We start from the raw sequence: 14,533 nt of genomic DNA, 5'->3' as shown, positions 1-14,533 counted from the left end.
ACCGCGGACCTGTACCCAACTCTTAGGATTTGCCATGTCTGAAAACAACACGCCCAACCGCACTCCGTTCCCCGCCGCGTCCCTCCTGGGCTACCCCCGCATCGGCCGCCGCCGCGAGCTCAAGAAGGCCGTCGAAGCCTACTGGGCGGGAAGGATCGACGCCGCCGCCCTGGATGCCGCCGCCAAGGACATCCAACTGACCATCGCCAACCGCCTGCAGGAACTCGGGCTCACCGAACCGGCCGCAGTGCCGGGCACCTTCTCCTACTACGACCAGGTCCTGGACACCACCGCCCACCTGGGCGCCGTGCCCGCCCGGTTCGGCAAGCTCCTCAACGGCCAGGGGCAGCTGGACATCGACGGCTACTTCACCCTGGCCCGCGGCACCAAGGACCAGCAGCCGCTGGAAATGACCAAGTGGTTCGACACCAACTACCACTACCTGGTCCCGGAGATCGGCCCGGAGACCGAGTTCACCCCCGCCTCCACCGCCAAGGTTGACGAGTTCGCCTTCGCACTGGCCAACGGCATCGAGACCCGCCCCTACATCGTGGGTCCTGTCACGTACCTGCTCCTGTCCAAGGCTTCAGACGGCGCACCCGCCGGTTTCGCGCCGCTGTCCCGACTCGAGGACATCCTGCCCGTCTACGTCCAGCTCCTGGAGAAGCTCGCCGCCGCCGGCGCCAGCTGGGTCCAGCTCGACGAGCCTGCCCTGGTGGTGGACCAGGACACCCCGGCCGGCGAGATCGAGGCCGCCGTGGCCCGCGCCTACGAGGTCCTCACCTCCGCAGCCAACCGCCCGCAGATCCTCGCCTCCACTCCGTACGGCTCACTGGACGGCCAGCTCGGCACCCTCGCTGCCACCAACATCGACGCCCTCCACATCGATGTCTTCAAGGGCAGTGTTCCCTCCGCCGCGGCACTTGCCGGCCTGGGCAGCAAGACCCTCGTTGCCGGCGTCGTGGACGGCCACAACATCTGGCGCAATGACCTCGCCGCTTCCGCCGCCAAGCTGGATGCACTGAAGGCAGCTGCCGGCAAGGTCGCCGTCTCCACCTCCACCTCCACCCAGCACGTCCCGCATGACGTTGCCGAGGAGGTGCAGCTTTCCGAACAGCTCCGCAGCTGGCTGGCGTTCTCGGACCAGAAGGCCGTGGAGGTGAAGACCCTCGCGTCCTACCTGGCGGATCCCGCTTCCGCCCGGGCGGCCATCGATGAAGCAACAGCCGTGATCGCGTCCCGCGCCACCGCAGAAGGCGTGCGCCGCTCCGACGTCCGTGCCCGTACCGAAGCGCTGGCCGCTGCTGACTTCACCCGCTCAGCCTACGAAGTCCGCGAGGCCGCGCAGGAAGAGGCGCTGCACCTGCCGCCGCTGCCCACCACCACCATCGGCTCCTTCCCGCAGACCTCCGAGATCCGTTCGGCCCGCGCACGCAACAACAAGGGCGACCTCACCGACGGGCAGTACGAAAAGCTCATGAAGGACGAGATCCGGCGCGTCGTTGAGCTCCAGGAGGAACTCGGCTACGACGTCCTGGTGCACGGCGAGCCCGAGCGCAACGACATGGTCCAGTACTTCGCCGAGAACCTCGAAGGCTTCGACGTCACGGTCCACGGCTGGGTCCAGTCCTACGGCTCACGCTGCACCCGTCCGTCCATCCTGTGGGGCGACGTCACCCGCAGTGCCCCGATCACGGTTGAATGGGCCAAGTACGCACAGTCCCTGACCAACAAGCCGATGAAGGGCATGCTCACCGGCCCGGTCACCATCCTGGCCTGGTCCTTCGTCCGCGACGACCAGCCCCTGGCCGAGACCGCCAACCAGGTTGGCCTGGCCCTCCGTGACGAAATCGCGGACCTCGAAGCTGCCGGCATCAAGGTCATCCAGGTGGACGAGCCCGCACTGCGCGAACTCCTTCCGCTGCGCAAGGCAGACCACGCCGACTACCTGAAGTGGTCCGTGGACTCCTTCCGCCTGGCCACCGCCGGTGCTGGCGACGCCACGCAGATCCACACCCACCTCTGCTACTCCGAGTTCGGCGTGATCATCGACGCGATCGACGGACTGGATGCGGACGTCACGTCCATCGAGGCCGCACGGTCCCGCATGGAGGTTGTCCACGACCTCGAGTCCCACGGCTTCGGCCGCGGCGTTGGCCCGGGCGTCTACGACATCCATTCACCGCGTGTGCCGGGCGAAGCTGAGGTGACCGAGCTGCTGGCCACCGCCGTCAAGCACGTTCCGTCCCGCCAGCTCTGGGTCAACCCGGACTGCGGCCTGAAGACCCGCGGCTACGCCGAGACCGAGGATTCCCTACGGAACCTGGTCAAGGCAACCCAGGCGGTACGCGCCGGTCTGCTGGAGGCAGCCAAGCAGTAGCAGCGCAAGCCAGCATTAAGCAGAAGCGGCGGCTGCCCACCTCAGGTGGGCAGCCGCCGTCGTTCTTTAAATCATCCTGCTCAGGACTCCCAGACGATCTCGTCGTCCACCACGCCGTCTTCATCGGCCGAGGCCACCAGCACCTCATCGGTGAAGTGCTCGCCCAGGGTGAAGTCCAGGACGAAGTAGCGCTCGGGCTGGCCGGGATAGATGCCCACGTGCCCCAGCTTCAGGGCTTTGAGGAAGACTTCGTTGGTGAGCTGGCTGCGGTCGGAGACGCCGAAGACCTTTTGCAGGTGCTCGTCCTTGAGGGCGTTGCAGTGGAAGTGCAGGTACTCCTGGGGGCTGGTGCCTTCCTGCTCCAGCTCCTCGGCGATCATGTCCCGGACCTCGTCCACGAGCTCGGGCAGGAACCTCAGGCGGTAGTCCACCTTCCGGAGGGCGGCCTCATCGAAGTGGTCGTGTGCCGTGATGTTGAGGTCGAGTTCCAGCGGATGCCCGCGCAGCTCGTGCTTCGCGGCCACGAAATGATCCTTGCCGTGGTTGAGTTCGATCTCTCCAAAGTGCCGGCTCGCTACCTTGCTCATAGTTTCAACATAGACCTGAACAGCGGCTCATTCCAGCGTTCAGGCCTAATTCACGGCGGTGCGCATTCCGGCGAGAGTCTCGGCCAGGAGGTCCACGAAGAGCTGGACCCGTGCGGTTTTCCTGTCGTTGATGATGAGGGCAAAGACGTTCCTGGCGAGCCGGATCTCCGGAACGTCCAGCACCACGACGCCGGCGGGCTTGTTCCGCAGCGCCAGTTCCGGAACCAGCGCCGCCCCCAGGCCTGCGGCCGCCATCTCAAGGCTGGCGTGGAAGTCGTCGCTGTGGGCCACCACGCGCGGATGCAGGTTGCAGCCGGCGAAGAGCCGCTCGATCACCATGGCGTCGCTGGTTCCCGGATGGTGCATGATCCAGGGCATCCCGGAAAGGTGGTCGGCGGCGACTTTTGCGTCGCTGCGGAAGCCCCAGCCGGCAGGCAGCACCACCCGGAAGTCGTCGTCGCCGATCCATTGCCGGTTGATGGTATTGGGCCACGCGAAGCCTGTCTGCCCCACCTGGAACACCACGGCGAGGTCCAGTTCGCCGCCGGTGCGCAGCCCCTGGATGGTCTGCCCGGGTTCAGCCACGGACACCTGGAGGTCGATGCCGAGTTTCTTCCACGCCGGGTTCTTCAGGATCCGCGGCAGGACGTACGTGGCCAGGCTGGGGAAGATCCCCAGCCGCAGTTCCTGGTTGGCCGAGTCCTGGATCCTGGAGGCGGCTGCCATGAGGGCTTCGATGTCCGTAAGCACTTTGGCGGCGTGCCGGGTCATGACGACGGCGGCTTCCGTGGGCACCACGCTGCGTGCCGAGCGCTGGAACAGGACGACGCCGGTGTCCCGTTCCAAGGCGGTCATCTGCTGGGAGACGGCTGAGGCCGTATAGCCCAACGTGGCGGCCGCGGCCGCAAAGGAGCCGAGCCGCGTGACCTCCAGGAGGGTCTTCAGGTGTACCGGGTTTACCACCTGCCCACAGTACTCCGCCGCCCGGCGCTGAAGAAGTTGCCCGGCGCCGCACCCATCCGCTGGCGCGACGGTGCCGAATTGCCCTCTAGCATTGGCAAATGTCCAGCAGAGGAGCATGCATTGTCACCTGACCCAGCAGTAACCGGAGGCGGGCGGCGGCGGGTGGCCGTTGTCGGCAGCGGCGTGGCCGGCCTGACCGCGGCCTACGTCCTCAACAGGCAGGACGACGTGACGCTGTTCGAAGCGGATTCCCGGCTGGGAGGGCACGCCCACACGCATGACATGCCGCAGGCGGACGGCTCCACCATCGGCGTTGATACCGGCTTCATTGTGCACAACACGCGGACCTATCCCACGCTGCTGCGGCTTTTCGCGGAGCTCGGGGTGGAGACGCAGGACTCCGAGATGAGCATGTCCATCCGGTGTGACGGCTGCGGGCTGGAGTACGCAGGAGCCCGCGAGGGTGGACGCGGCATCATCGCCCGGCCCTCAAGCCTGCTGCGCGGCCGCTACCTGCTGATGCTGCTGGAAGTGACCCGCTTCTACCGCAAGGCGCGGGCGCTCCTGGCCACGGCACCGGTTTCCTCGGTGAACCCGGACCTGGACGTTCCTGAACCCACCCTGGGCGAGTTCCTGGAGCGCGAGAAGTTCAGCCCCTACTTCGTTTCGCACTTCATGACCCCCGTGGTCAGCGCCGTGTGGTCCTGCGACCCCACCACAGCCCTGGCCTACCCGGCCCGCTACCTCTTCACCTTCCTTGGCCACCACGGCCTGCTGGGCGTGAAGGGATCCCCGCAGTGGCGGACGGTCAGCGGCGGTTCAGCCAGGTACGTCGAGAAGCTTGCTGCCACGCTGGCGGACGTCCGGCTGAAAACGCCCGTGACCGCCATCCGGCGCCATCCCGACGGCGTGGAGGTCACCACTGATCACGGGACGGAAGACTTCGCCGCCGTCGTCATTGCCACCCACCCCGCCCAGGCGCTGGGATTCCTTGCCGATGCCACTCCTGGGGAGAAGGAGGCGCTGGGCGGGATGCCGTACTCGGTCAACCACACTGTTTTCCACCAGGACCCGGCCGTCCTGCCCTCCGCGGACAACGCCAGGGCGTCCTGGAACTACCGCCTTCCCTCCTGCGACGCCCGGCCGGACAAAGTCCTTGTCAGTTATGACCTCACCCGGCTGCAGCGGCTCAGCCCGGCGGATGGCAAGCCATACCTGGTGAGCCTGGGGGAGTCGGAGCTGATCGCCGGTGACCGGGTCCTGGAACGGATGGTGTACGAGCACCCGCAGTACACGCCCGAATCGCTGCGCGCCCAGCAGGCGATCGCCGGGCTCAGCGACAACAGGATTGCCTACGCCGGCGCCTACCTGGGCTGGGGCTTCCACGAGGACGGCGCACTCTCCGGCGTGCGGGCGGCTGAGTCGTTGGGCCGCATGTGGCCGGTGGCCCGGGCTGCCGATCCGGTGGATTCGCAGGACGGCGGGGAACGGGAGCTGCTTTCCGCGGCTGAGCCGGCATGACAACTGAGGCAGCGATCTACCGCACAGCGATCTCACACGTGCGCCGCACACCTCTGAAGAACGCCTTCACCTACCGCAGCTACTCCTGGTTTGTTGACGTGGACCGGCTGCCACGCCTTCCGTTCCTGCTCCGCCCGCTTGCCGTGTTCCGCTCCGGCGACCACCTGGGGGATGCGCGCGCCAGCATTCGGAGCAACGTGGAGCGGTTCCTGCGCACCCAGGGCATAGAGCCCGACGGCGGCGCGATCCACATGCTGACCAGCGCCAGGGTCTTCGGCTACGTTTTCAACCCTCTGACACTGTTCTGGTGCTACCGGACCAGCGGCGAGCTTGAGTGCGTGGTGGCCGAAGTCCACAACACGTACGGGGAGCGACACTGCTACCTGCTGCAGACGGACGCGGCAGGCCGCGCCTCGGTGCCGAAGGCGTTCTACGTTTCGCCGTTCAACGAGGTGGACGGGCAGTACCGCATGAAGCTGCCCGCGCCGGGAGAGCGGCTGGGGGTGTCCATCGTGCTGGAGCGCGAGGGCCACCGGCCATTCGTGGCATCCATGGATGGAGTCCGCCGGCCCGCCACGGTCCGGAACATCCTGGCGGCGGCGGTGGCCGTGCCCGCCGCGCCACTGCTGGTTTCCGCACTCATCCGGGTGCAGGGCATTACACTCTGGGCAAGACGCCTGCCGGTCGTCGCCCGACCCCACCACCCCTCACAGGAGGCAGTTCAATGACAATGACGGACGACAACCAGGCAACTGCATCCACCGGAGGCAAGGCGCAGCGCAAGACGCTGGAGGATGCCGCCACGCCGTATGCCGCAACCTGGACCGCAACCGGGGTGCCGGCGTCGCCCGCCACCATCGATCCGGAGCTGTGGCCGGAAGTTGCGCAGCCGCCGTCGGGCGCAAAAGCAGCCGTGGCCGGAAAAGCTGCCGGCCTCCTTTTCAAGGGGGCCGTGAAGCGGCTGCCCCTGCGCGTGGAGTACCCCGACGGCACCGTGCTGGGCACGGGCGGCCCGGACGCGCCGGTGATGACCATGGTCCGGCCGGACGCGTTTGAAGCGCGGATCGGCGACAACGGTCTGATCGGGCTGGGCGAGTCCTTCATGGCGGGGGACTGGGAAGCCAGCGACCTGGCAGGAGTGCTGGAGGTTTTCGCAGCCTCGGTGGACACGCTCATTCCCGCGCCGCTGCAGAAGCTGCGCGCGCTGTACCTGCCACGCACGCCCCGGCAGGAGCGGAACGCAGAGCAGAACACCCGCAGCAACATCTCGCGGCACTACGACCTCTCCAACGAGCTGTTCTCCAACTTCCTCGACTCCACCATGAGCTACTCGTCGGCGCTGTTTCCGCTCGCCGCGGGACCGCTGGTTTCTGTTGGTTGGGAGGCGCTGGCGGAAGCGCAGCAGGCGAAAATCGACAGGCTGCTGGACAAAGCCGGCGTCGGGGCCGGCACCCGGCTCCTGGAGATTGGCACCGGCTGGGGTGAGCTCGCGCTGCGGGCAGCGGCCCGCGGCGCCACTGTCTACAGCGTCACCCTGTCCAGTGAACAGCAGGCCCTCGCGCAGGAACGCATCGCGGCTGCCGGCTATGCGGACAAGGTGACCGTGGCGCTGCAGGACTACCGGGCTGTTGAGGGCGAATACGACGCCGTTGTCTCCGTGGAGATGATCGAGGCCGTGGGCTACGAGTACTGGCCCATCTACTTCCAGACCATCGACCGGGTGCTTGCGCCCGGCGGCAAGGTGGCCATCCAGGCGATCACCATGCCGCACGGCCGTATGCTCGCCACCCGGAACGCCTACACCTGGGTGCACAAGTACATTTTCCCCGGCGGCTTCCTGCCCTCCGTCCGCGCCATCGAGGGCATCACCCAGCAGCACACCACGCTGCGGGTGCGCGAACGGATGGGCATGGGGGACCACTACGCCGCCACGCTGCGGCTGTGGGAGGAACGGTTTCTGGAGCGCTCCCGCGAGGTGGGCGAGCTGGGCTTCGACGCGGTGTTCCAGCGGATGTGGCTGTTCTATCTGTGCTACTCCCGGGCAGGATTCCAGTCCGGGTACCTGGACGTCCAGCAGGTTGTGCTGGACCGCCGAGAGGCGCAGCTGTAGCAGCGGTGCCGCGTGTCCTGCCGCTCCTGCACGGGTAGGATTCTTTGCGGCGTGCCGCCAGGCCCGCTAACTGGCGGTTCCAGCGGCAAGGATGGTATGACGATGAAGGCCACGCGGAAGGCGTCCGGCGCCACCGGAAACGCAGCGGCTCCCCAGCCAGGGATGCCCTGGGGTGAACGCCCCTGGACTGCTTCATATGGGCCAGGGGTGCCCGCCGCTCCGGTGCTCCCGGAGGATTCGCTGGTGGACCTCGTGGATCAGTCGGTGCGCAGGTACGGGAACAAGACAGCCCTGGAATTCTTTGGAGCCCGGACCAGCTACCGCGAGCTCGGAACACTCATCAGCCGGGCCGCGGCGGGCCTGAAGAAGCTGGGTGTCAAGCCGGGTGACAGGGTTGCCCTGGTCATGCCGAACTGCCCCCAGCACGTCATTGCGTTCCATGCGGTGCTGCGCCTCGGCGCCGTGGTGGTCGAGCACAACCCCCTTTACACGGACCGCGAACTGCGTCACCTGTTCGAAGACCACGCGGCCGTCGTCGCAATCGTATGGGACAAGGCCGTGGAGCGGGTCCGCCAGCTGCCGGCGGACGTCGGGCTCCGCACTATCGTCTCCGTGGAGCTTATCCCCGCAATGCCGTTGCTGCAGCGGCTGGCGCTGCGGCTCCCGGTTCCCGCTGCCCGCAAAGCCCGTGCCGCCCTGACCGTTGGCAGGGACCACGCGAAAGGCAGCGCCGCTCCTGCCCTGCGGCACGTGCTGTCATGGCGGCAGCTCCTTGAAAACGGCGCTCTCCGGAAGAAGCATCCGCGCCCGGCGGCGGCGGACCCGCCGTCGTGCAGTACACCTCCGGGACCACCGGTTCGCCGAAAGGCGCCATGCTGAGTCACGCCAACCTGCAGGCCAACGCTGCGCAGGGCCGGGCCTGGGTGCCCGGGCTCAACAAAGGCCGGGAAACCGTCTACGCAGTGCTGCCGCTGTTCCACGCATACGGACTGACGCTGTGCATGACCTTCGCGCTGAGTATCGGGGCGAAGCTGGTCCTGTTCCCCAAATTCGACGTGGACCTTGTACTCAAGGCGTTCAGGAAGTCCCCGGCGACGTTCCTGCCGGCGGTGCCGCCGATCTACGACCGGATTGCCGCCGCGGCAGCGGAACGGGGCATCGGGCTGGAAAGCATTCGTTTTTCGATCTCCGGGGCCATGAACCTGCCGGCGGCGACGGTAGAGACGTGGGAGAAAGCCACCGGCGGCTACCTGATCGAGGGCTACGGGCTGACCGAAACCTCTCCCATCGCCATCGGCAACCCGTTCGGTCCCACCCGTAAACCGGGCACCGTGGGAGTACCGTTTCCGCTGACCGACATCCGGGTGGTGGACCCCCGCAACGTGGCGCTGGACCGTGCCCCGGGTGAGGAGGGGGAGCTCCTGATCCGCGGCCCGCAGGTGTTCAACGGGTACTGGAACAGGCCAGAGGAGACCGAGGACGCCCTGCTCGAGGGCGGCTGGTTCCGTACCGGCGACATCGTCTCCGTGGACCACGACCACTTCGTCACCATCCGGGACCGGATCAAGGAACTGATCATCACCGGCGGCTTCAACGTTTCGCCGAGCGAGGTGGAGGAGGTCCTCGCCACCTTTGCGGATGTTGCGGAGGTCTCGGTGGTGGGGCTGCCGCGCGGCGGAGGCGGCGAGGATGTGGTGGCCGCGGTGGTTCCGGTTCCGGGCACCACCGTCGATCCCGACGCACTCCTGTCTTTTGCACGGGAACACCTCACCGCCTACAAGGTGCCGCGCCGGGTGGTCATTCTGGACTCGCTGCCGCGCTCACTCATTGGCAAGGTCCTGCGCCGGGAGATCCGGGACAACCTCCTGGCGCGGGGCTGAACCGGCGTACTGCTGTCAACGGCTGCCGCTGCCGGAATTGAGCCGGGCAATTGACGCGGACAGGACGGTAGCGAAGCCGCACCACGCGGCGTAGGGGGCGAGGGCTGCTCCGGCCCGGGGGTTCAACCGGTACGTGCGCCGCACCAGGTCCGCGCTGCTGGCCGCCAGCAATGCCGCTTCCGCTGCGGCGAGCCAGGGCCGGCGGGAGCGCCAGAACAGCCAGCTCCAGGTGGCATTGAGGACTAGGTTGGCCGCGAGGGCGCCCTGGTAGGCGCGGACCTCCGGTCGGTTGCCCTTGCTGTTTGTCGAGGTAGTCCCGGCTGCGGTGCTGTTCCGCCCGGCCGCAGCATCTTTTGTGGCGGCGCTGTCCAGGGCGACGGCGGAACTCACTGCGAGATCCGCGTACAAGGCCGTCCACACGACAGGGAAGGCAAGCGCCGGCGGCTGCCGCCCGGGCTTCCGCAGCCGACGGTACCAGCTGCTGTTCGGGTCTGTCGCTGCTCCGCCCGCAGCAGCGGCTGCTGCGGTTGCGGCCGTGCTCCATGCCAATGTGGTGAGTTTCATCGTTGAGCCCTCTCTATCGGTCCTGATTGCCCTGCCAGTCCTATTGGATCCCGCCGCTGGGGCCGCGACCGGCCCGTGCGCTGCCCGGGAAAGCTGCTCCTGCACCTTTGATGCTACGGCTCCGGCAGCCGGCCGTCCTGGGCCGAATGGATCACTACATGCAGTGATTCTGGACTCTTCCTTGGCAGGAGCCGGCACCATCCGACACGCCGTCTTTTCCCCGACACGCTGGGCGAAAAATGTGGCTAAGTACTCCACAGGGTGTGGACTTCGTCCACAAAAACAGCGGGATTCCGGACATTTTGGGGGCACCTGCCTGTGGATTAAAAGTGCATTAAATGACATACTTGTAATACATCATCTTGGGGTTCCAAAGAGGCGTCTGCACTAGATGTAGTATCTAGGTACAGCTTGGGCGGGGACACCGGACCAGCAAGTTTTCCAGAAAAGGGGACAGGAACCATGACCGTAACGGTTTACACAAAGCCTGCTTGTGTTCAGTGCAACGCCACCTACCGGGCGCTCGACAAAAAGGGCATCACCTACCAGAGCGTTGACATCTCCCAGGACGCCGAGGCCCTCGAGCGCCTGAAGTCCCTGGGCTACATGCAGGCTCCCGTTGTGGTCACGGACCAGGACCACTGGTCAGGTTTCCGCCCGGACAAGATCGAGGAACTGGCACTCTCAGCCGTTTCCTCTGTGGCATAAGACCCTTTCCCTGGCGGCTTCCGGCAGCCAGCAACCAGCCGAGGTGACTTCAACGGCAACACCAGCAGTCCAGGACATCCACGCGGCTCAGCGTGTGGATCCTTCAGTGCCGGTCCCGCCGGTAGTCACCGGCAGCCGGCTCATCTACTTTTCCTCGGCATCCGAGAACACCAGCCGCTTTGTCTCGAAGCTTGGCCGTGAGGTGGCCCGCATCCCACTCTTAGCCAAGGACGCACCCCTCCTCGCCACCCGGCCGTTCGTGCTGGTGGTGCCCACCTATGGCGGCACCGGGGGAGAGGGTTCCGTTCCCAAGCAGGTCATCCGGTTCCTGAACACCCCGCAGAACAGGGAGCTTCTGCGGGGTGTTATTGGGGCCGGCAACACCAACTTCGGGGACAACTACTGCATGGCGGGGGACATCATCGCCGCCAAGTGCGGAGTACCGCACCTCTACCGCTTCGAATTAATGGGCACGCCAGAAGACGTGGCCCGCGTAAACAATGGATTGGACACGTTTTGGACACGACTGTCGCAGACACAGAAGTAACCAGGGCCGAGAAGCCCGAGATGCCCGCAGCGTACAAGGGCCTGGGCTACCACGAGCTCAACGCGATGCTGAACCTGTACGGCCCCAATGGCGAGATCCAGTTCGAGGCCGACCGTGAGGCTGCGCACCAGTACTTCCTGCAGCACGTCAACAACAACACCGTGTTCTTCCACGACCTGGAAGAGAAGCTCGAGTACCTGGTCAAGAACGACTACTACGAGCGCGAAACGCTGGACCAGTACACGATGAACTTCATCCGTGAGCTGTTTAACCGCGCATACAAGAAGAAGTTCCGCTTCGAGACCTTCCTGGGCGCGTTCAAGTTCTACACGTCCTACACGCTGAAGACGTTCGACGGCAAGCGTTTCCTGGAGCGCTATGAGGACCGCGTCTGCATGGTTGCCCTGCACCTGGCCCGCGGCAACGAGCAGCTTGCCCTGCAGATGGTGGACGAGATCATCGAAGGCCGCTTCCAGCCGGCCACGCCCACGTTCCTGAATGCCGGCAAGAAGCAGCGCGGCGAGCTGGTCTCCTGCTTCCTGCTCCGCATCGAAGACAACATGGAGTCGATCGGCCGCTCCATCAACTCCGCCCTGCAGCTGTCCAAGCGCGGCGGCGGCGTGGCCTTCGCGCTGACCAACATCCGCGAGGTGGGCGCACCCATCAAGCAGATCGAGAACCAGTCCTCCGGCGTCATCCCCGTGATGAAGCTCCTCGAAGACAGCTTCTCCTACGCCAACCAGCTCGGTGCCCGCCAGGGTGCCGGCGCCGTGTACCTGCACGCGCACCACCCGGACATCTACCGGTTCCTGGACACCAAGCGCGAGAACGCGGACGAGAAGATCCGCATCAAGACCCTCTCGCTGGGCGTCGTGATCCCGGACATCACGTTCGAGCTGGCCAAGCGTGACGAGGACATGTACCTGTTCTCCCCGTACGACGTCGAACGCGTCTACGGCATGCCGTTCTCCGACGTCTCGGTCACCGAGAAGTACTACGAGATGGTGGACGATTCCCGGATCAAGAAGACCAAGATCAAGGCGCGCGAGTTCTTCCAGACCCTCGCCGAGATCCAGTTCGAGTCCGGCTACCCGTACATCATGTTCGAGGACACCGTGAACCGGGCCAACCCGATTGACGGCAAGATCATCATGTCCAACCTGTGCTCCGAGATCCTCCAGGTCTCCCAGCCCACCACGTACAACGATGACCTGTCCTACGACGACACCGGCAAGGACATCTCCTGCAACCTGGGCTCGCTGAACATCGCCAAGACCATGGACTCGCCGGACTTCGGGCTGACCATCGAGACGGCCATCCGCTCGCTCTCGGCGGTGTCGGACATGTCCAACATCACCTCGGTGCCGTCCATCGCCAAGGGCAACGACCAGAGCCACGCCATCGGCCTGGGCCAGATGAACCTCCACGGCTACCTGGCGCGGGAGCGGGTCCACTACGGTTCCGAAGAGGGCCTGGACTTCACCAACATCTACTTCTACTCCGTGGTGTACCACGCGGTCCGCGCCTCCAACCTGCTGGCCATCGAGACCGGCCAGACCTTCGGCGGCTTCGAGAAGTCCAAGTACGCCTCCGGCGAGTTCTTCGACAAGTACACGGAGCAGGAATGGGTTCCGCAGACCGAGAAGGTTGCGGAGCTGTTCAAGAACGTGCACATCCCCACGCAGGCTGACTGGCTGGCGCTGAAGGCTTCGGTCATGGAGCACGGCATCTACAACCAGAACCTGCAGGCTGTTCCGCCCACGGGCTCGATCTCCTACATCAACAACTCCACCTCCTCGATCCACCCGGTGGCGTCCAAGATCGAGATCCGCAAGGAAGGCAAGCTGGGCCGCGTGTACTACCCGGCGCCGTACCTCACCAACGACAACCTGGAGTACTACCAGGACGCGTACGAGATCGGCTACGAGAAGGTGATCGACACCTACGCCGCTGCCACCCAGCACGTGGACCAGGGCCTGTCCCTGACGCTGTTCTTCAAGGACACCGCCACCACTCGGGACATCAACAAGGCCCAGATCTACGCCTGGAAGAAGGGCATCAAGACCATCTACTACATCCGTCTCCGCCAGCTTGCGCTGGAAGGGACTGAGGTTGAGGGCTGCGTTTCCTGCATGCTTTAATCTTCAACTAAATGTGCCAGTACGACGGCGGGTGCCCGCCCGCCGTCGTACGCTTTAACTTAGAGAAACCCACCCAACGCTTAGGGGATGACATGACCGAGAAGGTCAAGCTGCTTAGCCACGTCGAGGCCATCAACTGGAACCGGATCCAGGACGACAAGGACGTGGACGTCTGGAACCGACTGGTCAACAACTTCTGGCTGCCGGAGAAGGTGCCGCTGTCCAACGACGTCCAGTCATGGAACACGCTGACGCCCGCCGAGCAGCAGCTCACCATGCGCGTGTTCACGGGCCTCACCCTGCTGGACACTGTGCAGGCAACTGTCGGCGCCGTCTCCCTGATTCCGGATGCGCTCACCCCGCACGAGGAAGCCGTCTACACGAACATCGCGTTCATGGAGTCGGTGCACGCCAAGAGCTACTCCTCCATCTTCTCCACGCTGGCCTCAACCAAGGAGATCGACGAGGCGTTCCGCTGGTCCACCGAGAATGAGAACCTTCAGAAGAAGGCCCAGATCGTCATGGATTACTACCAAGGCGACGACCCCCTGAAGCGGAAGGTGGCCTCCACCCTGCTGGAGAGCTTCCTGTTCTACTCGGGCTTCTACCTGCCCATGTACTGGTCCTCACGCGCCAAGCTGACGAACACGGCTGACCTGATCCGCCTGATCATCCGCGACGAGGCAGTGCACGGCTACTACATCGGCTACAAGTTCCAGCGTGGCCTGGAGGCTGTGTCCCCGGAGCGTCGCCAGGAAATCAAGGACTACACGTTCGAGCTGCTCTTTGAGCTGTACGAAAACGAAGTCCAGTACACGCATGATCTCTACGACGGTGTTGGCCTGGCCGAGGACGTCAAGAAGTTCCTGCACTACAACGCCAACAAGGCCCTGATGAACCTGGGCTACGAGGCCATGTTCCCGGCGTCCGTCACCGATGTGAACCCGGCCATCCTCTCGGCGCTATCTCCGAATGCTGACGAGAACCACGACTTCTTTAGCGGGTCAGGTTCTTCCTACGTGATCGGCAAGGCTGTCAACACCGAAGATGAGGACTGGGACTTCTAAGAGTTTCCGTCTGAGGCCCGTCCGAAGGGCTGGTCAAGGCCCGGACCCGCGGCATCCGCGGGTTC

The 14,533-nt window shown here is 65.2% G+C and carries 11 protein-coding genes and 1 pseudogene; 9 read left to right on the top strand and 3 right to left on the bottom strand.

The genetic code is table 11. The features are described 5' to 3' along the window. Positions 1–34: 34 nt before the first annotated feature. Positions 35–2,380, top strand: coding sequence for a 5-methyltetrahydropteroyltriglutamate--homocysteine S-methyltransferase (gene metE / locus ACIQF4_RS05780; protein ID WP_400514484.1), 2,346 nt, complete (start codon positions 35–37; stop codon positions 2,378–2,380). A gap of 80 nt (positions 2,381–2,460) precedes the next feature. Here the strand turns inward: metE and ACIQF4_RS05775 are convergent, their stop codons facing one another. Next, entirely contained in the window at positions 2,461–2,967 is a 507-nt protein-coding gene (locus ACIQF4_RS05775; RefSeq protein WP_350002480.1) for a DUF2004 domain-containing protein, read from the bottom strand. 45 nt (positions 2,968–3,012) lie between these two features. After that, positions 3,013–3,930: a LysR family transcriptional regulator gene (locus ACIQF4_RS05770; RefSeq protein ID WP_400514482.1), complete on the bottom strand. Its 918-nt coding sequence runs from the start codon at positions 3,928–3,930 to the stop codon at positions 3,013–3,015. 120 nt (positions 3,931–4,050) lie between these two features. On the opposite strand from ACIQF4_RS05770, the gene ACIQF4_RS05765 reads away from it, so the two are divergent. The 4 genes and pseudogenes from ACIQF4_RS05765 (at position 4,051) to ACIQF4_RS05750 (ending at position 9,441) form a co-directional block, all read left to right on the top strand. Further along, positions 4,051–5,451 (top strand): NAD(P)/FAD-dependent oxidoreductase, encoded by a 1,401-nt coding sequence (locus tag ACIQF4_RS05765; protein ID WP_400514480.1) that lies wholly within the window; start codon positions 4,051–4,053, stop codon positions 5,449–5,451. Continuing rightward, positions 5,448–6,179: a DUF1365 domain-containing protein gene (locus tag ACIQF4_RS05760; RefSeq protein ID WP_400514479.1), complete on the top strand. Its 732-nt coding sequence runs from the start codon at positions 5,448–5,450 to the stop codon at positions 6,177–6,179. The genes ACIQF4_RS05765 and ACIQF4_RS05760 overlap by 4 nt, the downstream gene beginning before the upstream one ends. Next, entirely contained in the window at positions 6,176–7,561 is a 1,386-nt protein-coding gene (locus tag ACIQF4_RS05755; RefSeq protein ID WP_400514477.1) for a class I SAM-dependent methyltransferase, read from the top strand. Before ACIQF4_RS05760 ends, ACIQF4_RS05755 begins: the two co-directional genes overlap by 4 nt. A 162-nt stretch (positions 7,562–7,723) precedes the next feature. Next, positions 7,724–9,441, top strand: a pseudogene (locus tag ACIQF4_RS05750) (long-chain-fatty-acid--CoA ligase). A 15-nt stretch (positions 9,442–9,456) separates the two neighbouring features. Here ACIQF4_RS05750 and ACIQF4_RS05745 read toward each other — a convergent pair. Continuing rightward, on the bottom strand, positions 9,457–10,005 hold the full coding sequence (locus ACIQF4_RS05745) for a TspO/MBR family protein (RefSeq protein WP_400514474.1): 549 nt from the start codon (positions 10,003–10,005) through the stop codon (positions 9,457–9,459). Between the two features lie 462 nt (positions 10,006–10,467). On the opposite strand from ACIQF4_RS05745, the gene nrdH reads away from it, so the two are divergent. The 4 genes from nrdH (at position 10,468) to nrdF (ending at position 14,468) form a co-directional block, all read left to right on the top strand. Beyond that, entirely contained in the window at positions 10,468–10,713 is a 246-nt protein-coding gene (gene nrdH / locus ACIQF4_RS05740) for a glutaredoxin-like protein NrdH (RefSeq protein ID WP_066276552.1), read from the top strand. A 76-nt stretch (positions 10,714–10,789) separates the two neighbouring features. Beyond that, positions 10,790–11,260: a class Ib ribonucleoside-diphosphate reductase assembly flavoprotein NrdI gene (nrdI, locus tag ACIQF4_RS05735; RefSeq protein ID WP_400514790.1), complete on the top strand. Its 471-nt coding sequence runs from the start codon at positions 10,790–10,792 to the stop codon at positions 11,258–11,260. 20 nt (positions 11,261–11,280) lie between these two features. After that, positions 11,281–13,401, top strand: coding sequence for a class 1b ribonucleoside-diphosphate reductase subunit alpha (nrdE, locus tag ACIQF4_RS05730; RefSeq protein WP_188808735.1), 2,121 nt, complete (start codon positions 11,281–11,283; stop codon positions 13,399–13,401). A gap of 92 nt (positions 13,402–13,493) precedes the next feature. Beyond that, positions 13,494–14,468 carry a class 1b ribonucleoside-diphosphate reductase subunit beta gene (gene nrdF, locus ACIQF4_RS05725; RefSeq protein ID WP_066276547.1) on the top strand — a complete coding sequence of 325 codons (975 nt, stop codon included), beginning with the start codon at positions 13,494–13,496 and terminating at the stop codon, positions 14,466–14,468. Positions 14,469–14,533 lie beyond the last annotated feature (65 nt).

This window comes from Pseudarthrobacter sp. NPDC092202 (assembly GCF_044755505.1).
Taxonomy (GTDB): domain Bacteria; phylum Actinomycetota; class Actinomycetes; order Actinomycetales; family Micrococcaceae; genus Arthrobacter.
This window is presented reverse-complemented; position numbering and strand designations above follow the sequence as displayed.

Excerpts from the sequence above, each read along its gene's own strand:
- nrdF (WP_066276547.1), top strand. The coding sequence starts at position 13,494 with ATGACCGAGAAGGTCAAGCTGCTTAGCCACGTCGAGGCCATCAACTGG.
- nrdE (WP_188808735.1), top strand. The coding sequence starts at position 11,281 with ATGCCCGCAGCGTACAAGGGCCTGGGCTACCACGAGCTCAACGCGATG.
- ACIQF4_RS05760 (WP_400514479.1), top strand. The coding sequence starts at position 5,448 with ATGACAACTGAGGCAGCGATCTACCGCACAGCGATCTCACACGTGCGC.
- ACIQF4_RS05755 (WP_400514477.1), top strand. The coding sequence starts at position 6,176 with ATGACAATGACGGACGACAACCAGGCAACTGCATCCACCGGAGGCAAG.
- metE (WP_400514484.1), top strand. The coding sequence starts at position 35 with ATGTCTGAAAACAACACGCCCAACCGCACTCCGTTCCCCGCCGCGTCC.
- ACIQF4_RS05775 (WP_350002480.1), bottom strand. The coding sequence starts at position 2,967 with ATGAGCAAGGTAGCGAGCCGGCACTTTGGAGAGATCGAACTCAACCAC.
- nrdH (WP_066276552.1), top strand. The coding sequence starts at position 10,468 with ATGACCGTAACGGTTTACACAAAGCCTGCTTGTGTTCAGTGCAACGCC.
- ACIQF4_RS05745 (WP_400514474.1), bottom strand. The coding sequence starts at position 10,005 with ATGAAACTCACCACATTGGCATGGAGCACGGCCGCAACCGCAGCAGCC.